Raw genomic sequence first — 17,043 nt, 5'->3', positions numbered from 1 at the left:
CTCAATCCAACGGCGGCGGACCCGGTGGCGGTGGCGGCGGCCACAGGGCCTGCTCGAGGCCGGCTGCCACCGCATCGAGTTGCTGAGGCGTCGGCGCTCGGCTCATCTGGTCTCGTGCCACGCGGACAGCGTCCCGGAGGGTCGTCACCCGCTGCCGGGATTCCTCGTCGGGCGCCGTCGGCTCGAGACCGGTCAGCCGGTCCTCGGCCGCGACGACCCGGCTCTGTGCGACGTTCCAGCCACCGACGACTTCTGCGGACGAGCTGAGCCGACGGAGATCCGGGAGGAGCGTGCGGGCGAACCACACGACCTCTTGCTCAGCCGCGGCGAACTCTTCCTGCCACGCGCTGCGGCGGCGTGCTCTGAGCAGCAGCGGGATGCCGACCGCGAGCGCGATCACGATCGCGGCAAGGAGCCACCACAACCAACTGGGCGGACTGTCCGACTCCGACGCCGTGGGTGCTACCGAGGCCGAACTCGTCGGGCTCGCCGGCGGTTGGGTGGTCGGCTCGGGTTCCGACGTGGGCGCGGTCGGCGTACGGGTGACTGTCTCCGTGGGCGCGGGCTGCTCTGTCGTCCGCGTGACGGTGACGGTCGGCGCCGGCTGGGACGTCGCCACAGGTTCCGGCGGCGCCGTCTGGGTCGGCTCCGGCGGTTTCGATGTGTTCGTGGGTTCCGGCTGGGTCGCCCGGGTCGGTACCGGAAGCACCGGCGTCCTGGTGGTGCGGCCCGGCTCGGGTGCCGTCGGGGATTGCGCGCCCTCGGGCGAGCGGGTCGGGCTCGGGGCCGTCGGCGCGTCGGTGCGCTCCGGCGTACGGGTGGGATTCGCAAGCGTCGGCTCCGGGCGGGTCGGCGTCGCCGTCGACCCGCTGGTACCGCCGCCTCCTTCGCAGGAGCTGAGCACCAGCGCCGCCACCATCAGCGTGACGGCGGCGCCGGTTCTGCTGCGCGTGCTCATCGTGCGCTCGTCCCGCCCCCCGGCCACACCCGCCTACGCGGGTGCGGCACCCGCGGAACGGGCGTCCTTCTCGATTTCCGCGGCGTCGGCCTTGAGTTGCTTTGCCTCGGTCTTCTTCGCGTGCTTCATCGACCGCTCGATCTTGGCGCCCATGTCGGACACACCGACGACCACCAGGCCGGCCTGGCCGGCGTCCAGGCTCTCACCGAGTTCCTTGAGGTCGCTCCGGCTCATTCCGGCCGCGGCGTGTCCCGTCACCGCACCGAGTACCGCGCCGCCCGCAGTCGTAGCCGCGAGCAACCCGCCGCCGATCGCGGCGAACGGGAACAACGCGACCACCACGCCGGTGGCCAGACCGATGCCGCCACCGAGCACCCCACCGGCCCGGGTCGGCGTCTCGTGCTTCTTGGCGATCTTGACCTTGCCGTCCTCGCGGCGTTCGATGACGGCCGCGTCGTAGGCGTCGATCAGGTCGGCTTTGGTGTGCAATTCCTTGACGATGTCGTAATCCGCTTCGGCACCGGCAACGTCGTCGTACACCCCGACGTACACCATGAAGGTGTCAAAGGCCATGGCTCCTGCCCCTTCGTTGTCTCGGCTCTTCCAGGAGCAAGATCGCACCTGCCGTACCTGGTCCGACTCATCCGCGTAGGGCGAGATTCGGGATGAGCCCTCGATGCGAAGGCCGCTGGGCGCCGCCGGGCCGCCGCCGCTAGGGTTGTCCGGTTCGCACTGGGTGAGGAGCTTTATGCGCCAGATGCTGGCCGTTGTCGGGGTGCTGGGTTTGACGTGTCTGGCGGGATGCGGGGCCGATAGCGGGCCGGCTGTGACGGCGCCGTCGCCGGCGCTGGCCGATGCGCCGTCGGTGACGCCGTCGGAGCCTGCCGGGGCTTATGCGCCGCCGAGTCCGGCGCAGAGCGTTCCGGTCTCGCGGTCGTCGCCCGCGGCGTTGACAGTCGCCGCCGCCGGCGCGAAGTACCTGCGGATCACCCGGCCGTACAACGTGGCGCTGGAGCGGTTCGAGAAGGCGGCGAACGAGAACATGTCGCTGTCGACCTTGCAGAACCGGGCCAAGGCGGTGGCCGCGGCGAACCTCGCCGAGTACACCGCGCTCAGGTCGACCGTCTGGCCGGCCAGGGTCTCGACGCAGATGCGGGCCCTGGCGAAAGCGGACGCCGCCGCGCGCCCGCATTGGCTCAAGGTCGCGGCCAGCGACAGCAAGTCCGAGATGGCCGACCACCTAAAGCTCGCCACGGCCGCCGGCGGCAAAGCCCCCTCCGCGCAGATCCGCCAACTCCTCGGCCTCCCCAAGTACGACGAGAAGGACTACAGCTGAACTTGTCGGCTGAACTTGTCGGCGCGGTACGCGAGGATGCGTGCATGGCGGTGATGAGCGGGCGGGCGATCAACCGGGCGACATTGGCGCGGCAGGTGCTGCTGGCCAGGGAAGCGGTGCCGGCGGCGGACGTGGTGGGCCGGCTGGTGGGGATGCAGGGCCAGGAGGCCAAGCATCCGTACGTCGGGTTGTGGACGCGGATCGACGGGTTCGAGGAGTCCGAGCTGGACCGCGCCGTCCGGGAGCGCGAGGTTGTCCGGGGCACGTTGTTCCGGGGGACGTTGCATCTGGTGACCGCGGCGGACTACCTGCGGTTCCGGGTGACGGTCGCGCCGGTGCTCGAGGCCGGTCTGAAGGTGCTCGGCGATCGCGGCGCGGGGCTCGAGCCGGAGAAGGTCGTGGCCGCGGCGGAGAAGCTGCTCGCGAAGGAACCGCTGACGTTCACCGAGGTGCGCGACGCGTTGCAGCAGCAGTTCCCGGACGTGAACGAGCGGGCCCTCGGGTTCTGCACGCGGATGCTGGTGCCGTTGGTGGTGTACCCGACGGACGTGCGCTGGTCCTGGGCGGCGAACTCGAAGTTCACCCCAGCCGAGGAGTGGATCGGGAAGAAGCTGCAGAAGCGTGCCCGGACAAAGGAACTCGTCACGCGCTACCTGCAGGCGTTCGGCCCGGCCACGCCCGCGGACTTCCAGACCTGGTCCGGTCTGCAGAAGGCGAAGCCGGTGTTCGACGAGCTGGAGCTCGAGACCTTCACCGACGAGGCCGGCAAGACGCTGTACGACGTACCCGGCGCGCCTCGCCCCGATCCGGACACGCCGGCGCCGGCGCGGTTCCTGCCGGAGTTCGACAACGTGCTGCTGTCGCACGCGAAACGCGAGCGGATCATCGCCGACGAGCACAAGCCGGCCGTGTTCACGAAGAACCTGCGGGTCAAGGCGACGTACACCGTGGACGGCCTGGTCGCCGGGCTGTGGACGACGGAGAAGAAGCGTGGTGTGGCCACTCTCACGCTCGCGCCGTTCGGCCGGACGCTGAAGAAGACGCAGGCCGAGCTGGAGCGGGAGGGCGACGGGCTGCTCCGCTTCCTGGAGCCCGATGCCAAGTCCTATGCGGTGGTTACTACCGGTTAATGAGGTTGTTGTCACACGTCGGATGACTGGGCCAGAAACCCTTTGCCGGGTGGAATGGGTGGATGAGCACAGTCCCCTCCATCACTCTGGACAACGGCGTCGAGATCCCGCAGCTGGGCCTGGGGGTCTGGCAGGTCGAGGACTCGGTCGTCACCGATGTCGTGACGACGGCGTTCGAGACCGGCTACCGGCACATCGACACCGCCGCGATCTACGGGAACGAGGAAGGCGTCGGCCGGGCGATCGCCGCGTCGGACATCCCGCGTGACGAGCTGTTCATCACCACCAAGCTGTGGAACTCCGACCAGGGCTACGACAGCACGCTGGCGGCGTTCGACAAGAGCCTGGCGAAGCTCGGCCTCGAGTACGTCGACCTGTACCTGATCCACTGGCAGTCGCTGCAGCGCGACCTGTACGTCGACACCTGGAAGGCGTTCGAGCAGCTGTACGCCGACAAGCGGGTCCGCGCGATCGGCGTGTCGAACTTCCACGAGCCCGCGCTGCGGCGGATCTTCGAGGAGACCACGATCCGGCCGGCGGTGAACCAGATCGAGCTGCACCCGGCGCTGCCGCAGGACGAGCTGCGCGCGTTCAACGCCGAGAACGACATCGTCACGCAGGCGTGGAGCCCGCTGGCCTCCGGCGAGCTGCTGGCGAACCCGGTGCTCGCCTCGATCGGCGGGAAGTACGGCAAGTCCGCGGCCCAGGTGATGATTCGCTGGCACCTGCAGCTCGGCAACGTGGTGATCCCGAAGACCGTCACGCCGAGCCGCATCAAGGAGAACTTCGAGGTCTTCGACTTCGCGCTCGACAACGACGACATGGCCGCGATCGCGGACCTGGAGACCGGCGTCCGCACCGGCGGCGACCCGGACGTGTTCGGCTAAACCAGTTCGAGGAAGCGGGCGAGGACCGGCGAGCGGTTGTCCGGGGACCAGGCTACGGACAGTTGCCAGGGTGGTAGGTCGTCGGACAACTCGCGGTACACGACCGCGTCGGGGTTGGACGGCGGCGTCGGGCCGATCAGCAGCGAGACGCCGAGTCCGGCCGCGACCAGCGACACGATCGTCTGGACGTCGGCCGCCTCCTGCTCGATCCGCGGCGTGAAGCCGGCCGCGCGGCAGAACCCGACGATCGTGTCGTGCACCGTCGGCCCGCTCGGCCGCGCGTAGAACACGAACGGCTCGTCCGCCAGCTCGTCCAGCCGCAGCCGCTTGCGCCGCGTGAGCCGATGACCGGCCGGCAGCACCGCGACCAGCGGGTCCTCGGCGACGACGCGCGACGACAGCCCCGGCGCGAGCCGTACGACGGTTGTCGACCCTGCCTGCTTGCCGCCGGACGGCGCGACCGGTGCCGTCGGGCGGAGCAGTCCGACGTCGATCCGGCCGTCCCGCAGCGCCTCGGCCTGCCGCAGGGTGGTCCACGACTCCAGGTCCAGCACCACCTCGGGATACGCCCGGCGGAACGCACCGAGCAGCCGCGGCAGCACCTCGAACGTCGCCGACTGCACGAACCGCAGCCGCAACGTCCCGAGCTCACCGCGCTGTGTCCGCTGCGCCGCGCGCACCGCCTCCTCCGACCGGCGCAGGAGCTCGCGCGCCTCGGCCAGGAACGTCTCCCCCGCCGCCGTCATGACGAACCGCCGCTTCACCCGGGCGAACAGCTCGACGCCCAGATCGTGCTCGAGTGCCGCGATCTGCCGGCTCAACGACGGCTGGGTGAGGTGCAGCCGGGTGGCCGCCCGCCCGACGTTCATCTCCTCGGCCACCACCACGAACGATCTGAGCTGCCGCAGTTCCATGGCTCTATCATGCATCAGACACATCAACTCCGCGCAGAACTTTCATTGGACGTATCAACGTCCGGATTTCTACGCTCGAAGGCATGCAATACATCCCGTTCTCGATGATCAAGTCGATTCACGAACAGACCCACTCCGCGATGCCCGACGCCCCGCTGCGTCCCTTCGTCCCGCGCCGCCACCCGATCCGGGACGCCGTCCGCCGCTGGCGCGAGCGCCGTACGCCGGTTCCGCCCGTGGTCGAGCTGAAGCTGGTCCCGACCGACCTGTGCGAAGCTGAGGTTCGTGATCGAGGTACGACGGCTGCGAGTGTTGCGCGCGCTTGCTGACCACGGGACTGTGACCGCGGCCGCCGAGGTGCTGCACCTGACGCCCTCGGCGGTCTCGCAGCAACTGGCCGCCCTGGAGTCCGAGGTCGGCCAGGAACTGCTCGAACGCCGCGGCCGCCGGGTTGCGATCACCTCGGCCGGCCGCCTGCTCCTGGCCCACACCGACACGATCCTCGCCGAGGTCGAACGGGCCGAGGACGCGATGCGGCTGCACGCCAACGGCGCGAACGGCGAGGTCCGCGTGGTCGCCTTCGCGACCGCGATCACCCTGCTGGTGGCGCCGGCGCTGACCCGGCTCCGCGAGACCAGCCCCGGCCTCGACCTGGTCGTCCGCGACGCCGAGGGCCACGAAGGAATCACCCATCTGCTCGACGGCGACGCGGACCTCGCGATCGCGGTCGAGCACCGCGGCTCACCGCGCCCCGACGACCGCCGCCTGGCCCGGATCCCCTTGTACGCCGAGCCGTTCGTCGCCGTCCTGCCGCCGACGCACCCGGCCGCGGACCACGACCCGATCGAGCTGAGCATGCTCGCCGGGGACGACTGGGTGATGACCGCACCCGGCAACCCGATCCGCGACGTGGTCCTGCTCGCCTGTGAGCAGGCGGGTTTCCAGCCGCGGATCGTGCACCAGTCCGACGACTTCCGCGCCGTCGCCGCCCTGGTCGCGGCCGGCGGCGGCGTCTCACTCGTCCCGCGCCTCGCGGTACCGGCGTCGACCCTCGCGCTCACCCGTCCGCTGTCCGAGCCCGCCCCGACCCGCCGGGTGTACGCCGCGGTCCGGGCGAGCCGCGCCGACCACCCACTCATCACCGCCACCCTCGACGTCCTGACCGAGGTCGCCGAGAAGCTCTGACTCACTTCTCGTCCAGCGCCAGGTCGTGGTTGGGGACCGCGACGCGCAGCTCGGGTGCGGCCGCGCCGCTCGGAACGATGAGTGTCCCGCGCCCGACCCAGTTGGTGACGTTCGTGACCATGGTCGTCACCACCCGCCGGGACGCGACCGACTGCGCGGGCATCCCCAGGTTCGAAGGACACCGGCGCACGAGGAAGCAGCTGTAGGTGAACGTCGACCCGTTGAACACCCGGGCCCCGGACGGCGCGACGAACGCGGTCGCGTGCATCGGTGTCGAGCGGCCCGTCGCCTTGCAGATGGCGCTGCCGCTCGCGAGGATGCCCAGCCCGGGATGCTTGTACAGCCCCGGCCACAAGTAGTCGACTTCGCCGGCGAGGAATCCCGGGACGACGGTGCCGACCGGAATGCCCCGGAACAACCAGCTGCTCGCGGTCCTCAGGTTCGCCGTGTACATGCCGCATCCGTACTCCGCACCGAGCAGCGGCTGCGACGCGTACGCGTCCCCCAGGTATCGCCACAGCGTCGAGTTCCCGCCCGCGGTGTACCGGTCGACGTCCCAGTACCGCCGGGTGCTGTCGGTGAAGGTGATCCGCCGGTACGACGTGTTGGCCCCGAAGCTGGCCACGTTGACGCCCCGCTTGATCGCCTGGCTGATCGACGCCCGCATCCGCAACGAGTAGTACTCGTCGTGTCCGGGCAGGAAGATCGTCCCGGCCCGGGCGGCGAGTTGGCCGCCCCACACGTCCAGGTCGTTGTCGGTCCAGTAGGTGACGTCCAGCCCCATCGACTCGGCCCACACGATCAGGCCCTGCTCCAACGGCAGGAACTGCCCCGATCCCTGGCCCTCGGCGTACGGACGGTCGAACGTCAGCCGGCCGGAACCGGTCGTCGCGCTGCTGTAGAAGCTCCGCCCGCCGTACCAGTTGTAGGCCTCCCAGGTCGTGGTCGCCTGCTGGATGAGGAGGCTGTGCTTGCGGCCTGTGTCGTCGCGCACCGTCAGCGGCGCATAGGCGGCGTACCTGCCGTCACTCACCTTGATCAGGTAGGTGCCGGGGATCCAGTTCCGGTCGATCGGGATCGTCAACGTCCGCGACCAGTTCGCCGCGGACGCCATCCGTAGTGGGTGACCGTTGGCCGTACCACCGATTGTCGGGGCAGGCTGCACAACGGTCGGTACGCCGTCGCGCCGCCAGACCTCACGCCCGCCGAGCCCCTGGTAGTACCCGATCCGGTACGCCACCACGCTGACCGGCCGACCGGACGTCACCTTCAGGTCGACCGTGTTGCCGCAGGTCGCGGAGACCTTCGTCAGGTAGGCCGCCAGCGGGCCGTTCATCGTCGTCGGGATGACCCACGCGCCGGTGCCCGGTTTCGCGTTCTCGGCGACCGTCGTCGGCCAGGCGGTCGGACAGCCCGCCGGTCGCACCGGGAACGAACCGGCGAGGATCGTCGGCATCGGCGCGGGCGGCGCGATCAGCGGCAACGTCCCGGTCCCCGCCATGAGCTGTACGCCGGTCGACGCGGTCGCGGTCATCCCGAGCCGGAAGATCCCGCCGTACTTGGACAGCAGGGCTCCGTAGATCGGGATCGCCAGCCGTACGCCGCCGCGGACACTGAGCCGGGACCGCGGTCGCCAGGTCGCATAGCCGCTCGAGATCGTCAGTGTCCCGTTGACACTCGTCAGCGTTCCTCGGATGCCGGTCGGCAGCTTCATCCGGACGGACGCCAGGACGCCCGGGCGGCCGACCGTGCCGGCGTACGTGAGCGTGCTCCGCTGTCCCGGGATCGGATTGCTCGCGGTGATGCGGACGTTCGCCGGGCGGATCAACGTGCCGGTGCCGGCGGACAGCGCCACCCCGGTGGTCCCGATCGCCCGGAAACTCAACGTCCACGGGCCACCGCCCGGCAGCAGGACGCCGTAGAACGGGATCGAGAAACGGGCGCCGACGGCAACAGTCAGCGTCCGGGTCGGGCGCCACTGCAGCACGCCCGGCGAAACCGTGCGCACCGCGCCGTTGACCGAAGTGATCCGGCCGCCGGATCCCGGCGGGAGCGAGACGAGGATGTAGCGAAGCGTTCCCGCCCGGGTCACCGTGGCCCGATAGCTCAAGGTCGTGGTGCCGTTCGACGCCGTGGCTGCCGAGATCGCGACGTTGGCCACCACCGCCACGGCAGGCGTGGCCGGCGTGACGACCGTCAGCGTCGCCGACATCAGCAGCAGCGCCACCGCCGGCACGACATGCTTGCGCAGTCTGTTCATCCCACCCTCCCCCACCGGCACCTGCCCGCCCACCCTCGGGCGGCCCCCCCAGATGCCGACAGCAGCAAGATCGCACACGCAGGCGTTTCCGGCCAGAGGCGTTGGATCCCAGGCGTGCTCAGGAGCGGCGGCGGCCGTCCAGGCCGACGGTTGATACGCGCGCGATCAGGGCTCGCGGTGTGAAGCGGGCGGCGAGCACCAGCAGCTTGTAGCGGCGGCTCGGGATCGAGATCGCCTTGCCGCGCAGCAGGTCCTTCCAGGCCTCGTCGACCAGGTCGCCCGCGTCCAGCCACATGAACGACGGGATGAGCGACTTGTCCATGCCCATCCGCTCGTGGAACTCGGTGTGCACGAAGCCGGGGCACAGCGCCATCACCGCGACGCCCTGGGCATGCAGGCCGGTCGCCAGCCCGGCGGAGAAGCTCGTCACCCAGGCCTTGTGCGCGCTGTAGATGTTCCGCTGCAGGAACCCGGCCACCGACGACACGTTGACCACCGCACCCGAGCCGCGCTCGATCATCGGCTGGACGGCGGCGTGCGTGAGCCGCAGGACGACACGGACCAGGAGGTCGAACTGCTTCTCCTCGACCTCGATCGGGTTCTCCCAGAACGGCTTCTTCTGCCCGAAGCCGGCGTTGTTCACCAGCACCTCGATCGGCCCGGTCCGGAAGCGTTCCTCGACGCGCGCCAGATCGGCCGCGTCCGTGAGGTCGGCGGCCAGCACCTCGCACCCGACGCCGTGCAGGCGGGTGAGATCGGCCGCGATCTCCTTGAGGCGTGCCTCGTCGCGCGACACCAGCACCAGGTCGTAGCCCTCTCGGGCCAGCTTGTCCGCGAACGCCCTGCCGATCCCGGTCGCCGGCCCGGTGACGAGCGCGGTCGCCCTGGTCGGCCCATTCAACCCAGGCATGCTCCAGTCCCTCCCGTCGGTGACGCCCCCAGTGTGTCACCTACGCTTGCCTGATGCTGGCGGACATCGACACCTGGGTGCTGGACCTGGACAACACCTTGTACCCGCCGCACGTCGGCCTGGCCGACCAGATGAACGTCCGGATCCGCACGTACCTCGCCGGCCTGTTCGGCACCGACGAGGCCGGAGCCCGGCGGCTGCAGACGCAACTCGTCGCCGAGCACGGGACCACCCTGCGCGGCCTGATGAACACGCGGTCGATCGACGCGCACGACTACCTCGCGTGGGAGCACACGATCGACTACTCGGTCCTCGGCCCCGACCCCGTTCTGGCGGAGGTGCTCGGCGGGTTGCGCGGTCGGCGGTACGTGTACACGAACGGGTCGGCGTACCACGCCGAGCAGGTGCTCGGGCGGCTCGGGCTGGCCGGCTGTATCGACGGTGTGTTCGACATCCTCGCGGCCGACCTGATCCCGAAGCCGTACGCCGAGAGCCTGGACGCGTTCCTGGCGTCCTTCGCGATCGACCCGGCCCGGGCCGCGATGTTCGACGACCTCGAGGTGAACCTGACCGAGCCGCACGAGCGCGGGATGACGACGGTCTGGGTGACCGGCGGGACACCGTCCGGGCAACTATCGGCCCGGCGCTGGCGGACCGGGGATCTGCCGGGCTTCCTGCGCGCAAACGTCTGATGAATTGCCGCCGCGATGCGCGACGTCGAGCGCAGACCAGGCACAATGTCTCCGAAATGGTCTGATGACTTACGCTTCGTAAGGGAGGTGAGGGGATGGCTGCCACGGACAAGGCGCTGGCCGGGTTGCGGCAGATGATCGCGTCCGGGGAGCTCGGGCCGGGGGCGAAGTTCCCGCCGGAGCCCGAGTTGTGCGATCACCTGGGGGTGTCCCGGAGCTCGCTGCGGGAGGCCGTGCGGTCGCTCGGCGCGCTCGGCGTGATCGAGTCCCGGCACGGGTCGGGCACGTACGTCTCGGCCCTGGACCCGGCCGCGATCATCAGCCGGTTCTCGCTGTCGGTCGAGCTGATCCCGCTCGAAGGCGTCCTCGAACTGCTCGAGGTCCGCCGGGTGCTCGAGGCGCACGCCACCGCCGCCGCCGCGGCCCGGCAGGACCCGGAGCTGGCCGAGCGGCTCGCCACGATCCTCGACCGGCTCGAGTCGACCACCGACGCGACCCAGATCCAGCACCTGGACGCCGAGTTCCACAACGCGATCTGCACCGCCGGCGGGAACTCGACCGTCACCGCGCTCACCGACGTGATCCGCGGCCGCGGCGGGCACTACCGGATCTTCGAGCCCGGCGCGGACTTCGACGCGATCAAGCGGACCAGTGACCGCGGCCACCGGGAGATCCTGGCCGCCATCACCACCCGCGACCCCGCGGCCGCCGCGACCGCCGCCTCGGCGCACATCGCCCAGACCGAACTCTGGCTGCGCGCCCTGCGCCCCGTCCCACAACCGGAACTGCCGTGAACTGGACCCTGCGCCCCGCGACGATCACCGACCTCGAAGAACTCGTCGAGCTCCGCGCCGTCGTCATGCGCCCCGACCTGGAACGCCTCGGCCGGTACGACGAACACCGCGTCCGGCAACGCTTCCGCGACTCGTTCGCCTCGGAGCACACGCAGATCATCCAGATCGACGACGAACTCGCGGGCTCGATCACCGTCCGCCCGGCTCCACCGTCCGATCCGGCACCGTCCGCGACACCGGACGGCAGGCCGGCTGCCGCCCGCGCCTGGTGGCTCGAGCACTTCTACCTGGACCCACGCCACCAGGGCCGGGGCCTCGGCACAGCCGTCCTGCGCACCGTGCTCGCCACCGCTGACGCCGATCAGGCGACCGTCAGGCTCAACGTCCTCCAAGGAAGTCCGGCCCGCAAGCTCTACGAACGCCACGGCTTCGTCACCGAGTCCGAGGATTCCGTCGACGTCTTCATGGTTCGGAAATTTCTCTGACCTGTCGAGATCTTGCGCGCCGGGCGTCGGCTGCATAACCTCCAGACACTTCGTCCGGGAGGGGATCCACCAATGTCCCGTTCACACCTGCTCGCGGTTGCGCTGACGGCCGCGCTCGTCGGTGCAGCCCTCGTCACCCAGCCGGCGGCCGCCGCCCCGGCTCCACGCATCACCCGCGCAGGGCTCGACCCCGCGCTCGTGACCGGCCGCGGCGCCGACGTACCGTTCGTCGAGCAGGAGGCGGAGAACGCCGCCTTCACCGGCGAGAAGATCGGCCCGGGGCGGGAGGCGTACACACTCCCGGCCGAGGCCTCCGGGCGGACCGCCGTACGGCTGCAGCCCGAGCAGTACGTCGAGTTCACGCTGACGAGTCCCGCGAACGCGTTCACCCTGCGGTACAGCATCCCGGACGCGCCGGCCGGCGGCGGGATCACCGCGCCGCTGGACGTGACCGTCAACGGCAAGCACAAGCAGACCATGACGCTGACGTCGCAGTACGCCTGGCTGTACGGCATGTATCCGTTCTCCAACGACCCGAACGTCGACCCGATCCCGGGCTGGTGGAAGCCGGAGCCGGACCCGGTCGCGAAGCCGTTCCGGCCGAACCATTTCTACGACGAGCAGCGCGTGCTGCTGGACCGGACGTACCGGGCGGGTGACCGCGTCCGGTTCGCCGTACCGCGGACGACGCCCGCGGCGTGGACCGTCCTCGACGTCGCGGACTTCGAGCTGGTCGGGGCTCCGTTGAAGCAGCCCAAGCACTCGCTGGACGTCCGGCTCTTCGGCGCCGACCCGACCGGCCGCCGGGACGCCGCGCCCGCGATCGACCGCGCCATCGCGGCCGCGAAGCGCCTCGGCTGGTCGGTGTTCATCCCGGCCGGCACGTTCCAGGTGAACCGGCACATCATCGTCGACCGGGTGACGATCCGCGGCGCCGGGAACTGGTGGACGATCATCAAGGGCCGGGTCCTGCCGCTGGCCGAACCCGCGCCGGACAAGTCGGTGCACAGCGCGCCCGGCTTCTACGGCAAGTACGCCGCCGACGGCGGGAGCACCGGCGTACACCTGTCGGACTTCGCGATCGAGAGCGATGTCCGCGAGCGCATCGACACCGACCAGGTCAACGGGATCGGCGGTGCGATCGGCGGCGGCTCCACGATCGAGAACCTGTACCTGCACCACACCAAGGTCGGCATCTGGCTCGACGGGCCGATGGACGGCCTGCTGATCCGCAACAACGTCATCACCGACGCGATCGCCGACGGCATGAACCTGCACCTCGGGGTGTCGAACGTCCGTGCGACCAACAACTTCGTCCGCAACAGCGGCGACGACGGCCTCGCGATGTGGTCGGAGGCCAACCCCGCCGGGCTCGTCAACCACAACAACGTCTACGACCACAACACCGTGCAGACGCCGGTCCTGGCGAACAACATCGCGATCTACGGCGGCCGCGACAACGCCGTCACCGACAACCTGGTCGCCGATCCGATCCGCGAGGGCAGCACCCTGCACGCCGGCTCGCGGTTCAACGCGACGCCGTTCGAGGGCAAGCTGACCTTCGCCCGCAACACCACGGTCCGCGGCGGCCCGCGCGACCTCAACTGGGACCTCGGCCTCGGCGCGATCTGGCTGTACGCGTTGCAGTCCACGATGTCCGGCACGATCGAGATCACCGACAGCTCGTTCCTGGACTCGACGTACAACGCGATGATGTTCGTCGTCGACTGGCCGGTGAAGGACGACTACGCGATCACCGGGGTGACCGTGCGCGACATCTTGGTCGACGGCACCGGGACCAACGTGGTGAACGCCCGGGTCGGCGGCTGGGCGACGTTCGAGAACGTCGACGCCCGCAACGTCGGGGCGCCGTTCGTGAACAACTGCGGCACGTTCCACTTCGACGGCCCGCCGGAGTTCGACGTCCGGCTGCTCGGCGGCAACGACGGCGGCTGGACCGGCGCGACCTGGTGCGAGGACCGGCCCGCCGTCGTACCGCCGCCGCCACCGTCGCCGTGGAACTGACCGCGCAGCGGAAGCGTGCGCTAACCCGCCGTACATGAGACGATCTCGCCGGGGAGCCTTTTGGAGGGCTAGCTCTGCCGCGGTGAGTGGGCCTCGAACCCCGACGACCGCGTCATCTTCTGGGACCGCTGCAACTACGCGGGCGCCCGCCAGTTCCGGAAGTGAGGCCGGGTACGGCGGCGGCGCGTGACGCTGCCGCCGTACCTCCGGATCCCCCGGCCATCACAATTGCCCGATGCCTGCGCGCTCCGGCGTGACTCCTTCCGGATCCGCGGATTGTGATGGCCTGGGGATCCGGAACGCTGCGGCGAGGACGACCGCGCCGAGCAGGACGATGCCCGCCGCGACGAGAGCGGCGACGTGCATGGCGTGCACGAAGGTGTCGTTCGCAGCCTGCACCAGGTCCGGGCGGTGCAGCACGCCCGCGGCGTGGCGGGTCGCCTCGGCCGACGTACCGATCGCTTCCGGGTTCGGCAGGCCGGTCAGCTCCGGAGCGATCCGGTGCTGGTACGTCGACGACACGACCGTTCCGAGGACCGCGACACCGAGCACGCTGCCGACCTGGCGCAGGGCGTTGCTGACCGCGGAGCCGGCGCCGATCCGGTCCATCGGCAGCGTCGCCATCACGGCCGCGGTCGTCGGCGCGACCGTCAGGCCGATCGCGAGACCGGCGATCCCGCCGATGATCCCGATCACCACCAGCGACGTGCCGACGTCGTACGTGAGGTTGAGCGCGAAGCAGGCCGCCAGCGTGAGGACCGCCGTCCCCGAGACCCTGGCGACGCCGAAGCGGGCCGCCAGCCGGGCGCCGAGCGGCGCGCCGACGATCACACCCATTGCCCCGGGCAACGACATCAGTCCGGCGTCCAGCGCGCCCATGCCGCGCGCGCCCTGCAGGTAGAACGCCAGGTAGAAGCTCTGCCCGGTGAGCGTCAGGAAGACCGCGGCGAGCGAGAAGTTGCCGGCCGCGAACCGGCGGTTGCGGAACAGCCGCGGGTCGAAGCTCGGGTTGTGCTCGCGCCATTCGGAGAACAGGAAGCCGGCGATCAGCAGCAGGCCGGCACCGATACTCGCCCAGACCTGCCAGCGGTCCCAGCCGCCCTGGTGGCCGCCCTCGATCAGGCCGTACGACAGGCCGAGCAGGCCGAGCGTGGACAGGCCGAGGCCGAGCGGGTCGAGCCGGCGGCGCTGCGGGCTGCGCGGGTTCGGGAGTACGACGGCCGCGCCGATCAGGCCGAACACGACGATCGGCAGGTTGATCGTGAAGACGGAACCCCACCAGAAGTGGTCGATCAGCACCCCGCCGAGGACCGGGCCGACGGCGACGCCGACACCGGCCGAGGACGACCAGATCGCGATCGCGCCGGCCCGGCGCTCCGGCGGGAAGGTCCAGCCGATGATCGCCATCGAGGTGGGCATGATCAGTGCGCCGCCGAGCCCCATCGTCGCGCGGCCGAGGATCAGGCCGACCGGATCGGTGGCCCAGGCGGCCCAGGCCGAGGCGATGCCGAAGATCAGCAGGCCGAGCATCAGGATCGTCCGGTGGCCGTAGCGGTCCCCGAGGGCGCCGGCCAGGAAGAGGGCGGTGGCGAACAAGAGCGAGTAGATGCCGACGGCCCACTGCAGCTGGCCGGGCGTGGCGCCGAGACCCCGCACGGGGTCGGCGAGGCGTTCGAGGGCGATACCGAGAACGGTCGAGTCGATCCAGATCAGCACGGCCGACACGACCAGGATCGCGAGGATGCGGCGCTGATGGATTGAACCTTGTGGGGGGTCGATCGCAGACACGAAGTCTCCTATGATTGACAGGACCCTGACGAGGTTTCCCATCGTGCACCGATTGACAGGAACCTGTCAATCTCCTTTTCGGCAGAATGTGGGCATGGATCCGAACGACGAGACCGGCTGTGTGACGTTCCTGGTGCGGCATGCCTGGTTGAGCATGCGGTCCGCGCTCGCGGTCGCGCTCGACGAGCACGGGCTGTCGGTCCAGCAGTACGGCACGCTGCTGTGCGTCCGGGAGTCGCCCGGCCTCACCGTGGCCGAGGTCGGCCGCGTGGTCGGAACCACCCGGCAGTCCGCGAACGAGCTGATCACCGGGATGGAGCGCGCCGGCCTGGTCGAGCGGCGCCCGAACCCGAAGGACCGCCGTACCCAGCAGGTGCACCTGACCCCCGGCGGCGAACGCCGGCTCGCCGAGGCTGCCCCGGCGATCCGCAAGGTCGAGGAGGAGCTCGAGGCCTCCTTCACCGCGAGCGACCGCGCCACCGCGCGCGCCTGGCTTGCGCACATGGTCACGGCGGTCGAGGGTTAGACGATGCGCGCACACGCTGAGCGGTTGGACGGGCTGGGGACGACGATCTTCGCGGAGATGTCCGCGAAGGCGCTGGCGACCGGGTCGGTCAATCTCGGGCAGGGTTTCCCGGACCGCGACGGCCCGGACTCGCTGCTCGAGGACGCGATCGCCGCGATCCGCGCGGGCGCGAACCAGTACGCACCGGCGCGCGGGGTGCCCGCGCTGCGGCAGGCGATCGCCGACCACCAGCAGCGTTTCTACGACCTGGTGTACGACCCGGACACGCAGATCCTGGTCACCACCGGCGCGACGGAAGCCGTCGCCGCCGCCCTGCTCGCCTTCGTCGAGCCCGGCGACGAGGTGATCGCGCTTGAGCCGTACTACGACTCGTACGCGGCCGGCATCGCGTTCGCCGGCGGCCGGCGCGTACCGGTGACGCTGCGCGCGCCGTCGTACCGGCTGGATCTCGACGAGCTGCGCGCCGCGGTGACGCCGCGGACGAAGGTGCTGCTGATCAACTCACCGCACAACCCGACCGGCACGGTCCTCACCGACGACGAGCTGCGCGGCATCCGTGACGTCGCGGTCGAGCACGACCTGGTCGTCATCACCGACGAGGTCTACGAACACCTGGTGTACGACGGCACGCACCGGCCGCTGGCGTCGTACGACGGCATGGCGGACCGGACCGTGTCGATCAGCAGCGCCGGGAAGACGTTCGCGGTCACCGGCTGGAAGATCGGGTGGGTCACCGGTTCGCCGACGGTGGTGACCGCCGTGACGACGGCCAAGCAGTTCCTCACCTTCACCTCCGGCTCCCCGTTCCAGCCCGCCGTCGCGAACGCGCTTGCCCTGGGCAACGACTACTACGACGCGCTGCGCGCCGACCTCCGCTCCCGCCGCGACCTCCTGGCCGACGGCCTCGCCGACCTGGGCTTCGAGGTCCACCGCCCGGCCGGCACCTACTTCGTCACCACCGACATCCGCCCCCTCGGCCACACCGACGGCATCGACTTCTGCCGCATGCTCCCCGAACGAGCCGGCGTCGTCGCCATCCCCCACCAGGTCTTCTACGACAACACCGAAGCCGGCCGCCCCCTGGTCCGCTGGGCCTTCTGCAAGCAGCCCGACGTACTGCAAGAGGCCCTGAACCGCCTGCGCAAACTCTGAA

The 17,043-nt window shown here is 70.4% G+C and carries 17 protein-coding genes; 11 read left to right on the top strand and 6 right to left on the bottom strand.

Going from position 1 to position 17,043, the window contains the following annotated elements; genetic code table 11:
• Position 1: 1 nt before the first annotated feature.
• Both ABZW60_RS36435 and ABZW60_RS36430 read right to left on the bottom strand, forming a co-directional pair.
• Positions 2–958: a hypothetical protein gene (locus tag ABZW60_RS36435; RefSeq protein ID WP_355484798.1), complete on the bottom strand. Its 957-nt coding sequence runs from the start codon at positions 956–958 to the stop codon at positions 2–4.
• A gap of 33 nt (positions 959–991) precedes the next feature.
• A complete protein-coding gene (locus tag ABZW60_RS36430) occupies positions 992–1,531 on the bottom strand; it encodes a hypothetical protein (RefSeq protein WP_355484796.1) in 540 nt (179 codons plus the stop codon).
• 253 nt (positions 1,532–1,784) lie between these two features.
• Here ABZW60_RS36430 and ABZW60_RS36425 point away from each other — a divergent pair, with 253 nt between their 5' ends.
• From ABZW60_RS36425 to ABZW60_RS36415, 3 genes are all read left to right on the top strand, one after another.
• Positions 1,785–2,294: a hypothetical protein gene (locus ABZW60_RS36425; protein ID WP_355484794.1), complete on the top strand. Its 510-nt coding sequence runs from the start codon at positions 1,785–1,787 to the stop codon at positions 2,292–2,294.
• A 44-nt stretch (positions 2,295–2,338) separates the two neighbouring features.
• Positions 2,339–3,424 carry a winged helix DNA-binding domain-containing protein gene (locus tag ABZW60_RS36420; RefSeq protein WP_355484792.1) on the top strand — a complete coding sequence of 362 codons (1,086 nt, stop codon included), beginning with the start codon at positions 2,339–2,341 and terminating at the stop codon, positions 3,422–3,424.
• 62 nt (positions 3,425–3,486) lie between these two features.
• Positions 3,487–4,311 (top strand): aldo/keto reductase, encoded by an 825-nt coding sequence (locus ABZW60_RS36415; RefSeq protein WP_355484790.1) that lies wholly within the window; start codon positions 3,487–3,489, stop codon positions 4,309–4,311.
• Here the strand turns inward: ABZW60_RS36415 and ABZW60_RS36410 are convergent.
• Positions 4,308–5,225: a LysR family transcriptional regulator gene (locus ABZW60_RS36410; RefSeq protein WP_355484788.1), complete on the bottom strand. Its 918-nt coding sequence runs from the start codon at positions 5,223–5,225 to the stop codon at positions 4,308–4,310. The genes ABZW60_RS36415 and ABZW60_RS36410 overlap by 4 nt on opposite strands.
• Before the next feature lie 83 nt (positions 5,226–5,308).
• On the opposite strand from ABZW60_RS36410, the gene ABZW60_RS36405 reads away from it, so the two are divergent.
• Both ABZW60_RS36405 and ABZW60_RS36400 read left to right on the top strand, forming a co-directional pair.
• Positions 5,309–5,554, top strand: coding sequence for a hypothetical protein (locus ABZW60_RS36405; protein ID WP_355484786.1), 246 nt, complete (start codon positions 5,309–5,311; stop codon positions 5,552–5,554).
• Complete coding sequence (locus ABZW60_RS36400) at positions 5,511–6,410, top strand: LysR family transcriptional regulator (protein WP_355484784.1); 900 nt, start codon at positions 5,511–5,513, stop codon at positions 6,408–6,410. The genes ABZW60_RS36405 and ABZW60_RS36400 overlap by 44 nt, the downstream gene beginning before the upstream one ends.
• A gap of 1 nt (position 6,411) precedes the next feature.
• Here ABZW60_RS36400 and ABZW60_RS36395 read toward each other — a convergent pair whose 3' ends face one another.
• Together ABZW60_RS36395 and ABZW60_RS36390 are read right to left on the bottom strand one after the other, a co-directional pair.
• Positions 6,412–8,670, bottom strand: a complete 2,259-nt coding sequence (locus ABZW60_RS36395) for a N,N-dimethylformamidase beta subunit family domain-containing protein (RefSeq protein WP_355484782.1) — start codon at positions 8,668–8,670, stop codon at positions 6,412–6,414.
• 118 nt (positions 8,671–8,788) lie between these two features.
• Positions 8,789–9,580, bottom strand: coding sequence for an SDR family oxidoreductase (locus ABZW60_RS36390; RefSeq protein WP_355484780.1), 792 nt, complete (start codon positions 9,578–9,580; stop codon positions 8,789–8,791).
• 53 nt (positions 9,581–9,633) lie between these two features.
• On the opposite strand from ABZW60_RS36390, the gene ABZW60_RS36385 reads away from it, so the two are divergent.
• The 4 genes from ABZW60_RS36385 (at position 9,634) to ABZW60_RS36370 (ending at position 13,576) form a co-directional block, all read left to right on the top strand.
• A complete protein-coding gene (locus ABZW60_RS36385) occupies positions 9,634–10,272 on the top strand; it encodes a pyrimidine 5'-nucleotidase (protein ID WP_355484778.1) in 639 nt (212 codons plus the stop codon).
• A gap of 95 nt (positions 10,273–10,367) precedes the next feature.
• A complete protein-coding gene (locus ABZW60_RS36380) occupies positions 10,368–11,066 on the top strand; it encodes an FCD domain-containing protein (RefSeq protein WP_355484776.1) in 699 nt (232 codons plus the stop codon).
• Positions 11,063–11,551 carry a GNAT family N-acetyltransferase gene (locus ABZW60_RS36375; protein ID WP_355484774.1) on the top strand — a complete coding sequence of 163 codons (489 nt, stop codon included), beginning with the start codon at positions 11,063–11,065 and terminating at the stop codon, positions 11,549–11,551. The genes ABZW60_RS36380 and ABZW60_RS36375 overlap by 4 nt, the downstream gene beginning before the upstream one ends.
• A 72-nt stretch (positions 11,552–11,623) precedes the next feature.
• Complete coding sequence (locus tag ABZW60_RS36370) at positions 11,624–13,576, top strand: glycosyl hydrolase family 28-related protein (protein WP_355484772.1); 1,953 nt, start codon at positions 11,624–11,626, stop codon at positions 13,574–13,576.
• 222 nt (positions 13,577–13,798) lie between these two features.
• Here ABZW60_RS36370 and ABZW60_RS36365 read toward each other — a convergent pair whose 3' ends face one another.
• On the bottom strand, positions 13,799–15,364 hold the full coding sequence (locus ABZW60_RS36365; protein ID WP_355484770.1) for an MFS transporter: 1,566 nt from the start codon (positions 15,362–15,364) through the stop codon (positions 13,799–13,801).
• A 94-nt stretch (positions 15,365–15,458) separates the two neighbouring features.
• On the opposite strand from ABZW60_RS36365, the gene ABZW60_RS36360 reads away from it, so the two are divergent.
• A complete protein-coding gene (locus ABZW60_RS36360) occupies positions 15,459–15,890 on the top strand; it encodes a MarR family transcriptional regulator (RefSeq protein WP_355484768.1) in 432 nt (143 codons plus the stop codon).
• A 3-nt stretch (positions 15,891–15,893) separates the two neighbouring features.
• Positions 15,894–17,042, top strand: a complete 1,149-nt coding sequence (locus tag ABZW60_RS36355; RefSeq protein ID WP_355484766.1) for a pyridoxal phosphate-dependent aminotransferase — start codon at positions 15,894–15,896, stop codon at positions 17,040–17,042.
• Position 17,043: the final 1 nt, after the last annotated feature.

Source organism: Kribbella sp. NPDC003557 (assembly GCF_040610805.1).
In the GTDB taxonomy this organism is placed as follows: Bacteria; Actinomycetota; Actinomycetes; order Propionibacteriales; family Kribbellaceae; genus Kribbella.
Note: the sequence above shows the minus strand (reverse complement) of the source record. Positions and strands in the feature narration are given on the sequence as shown.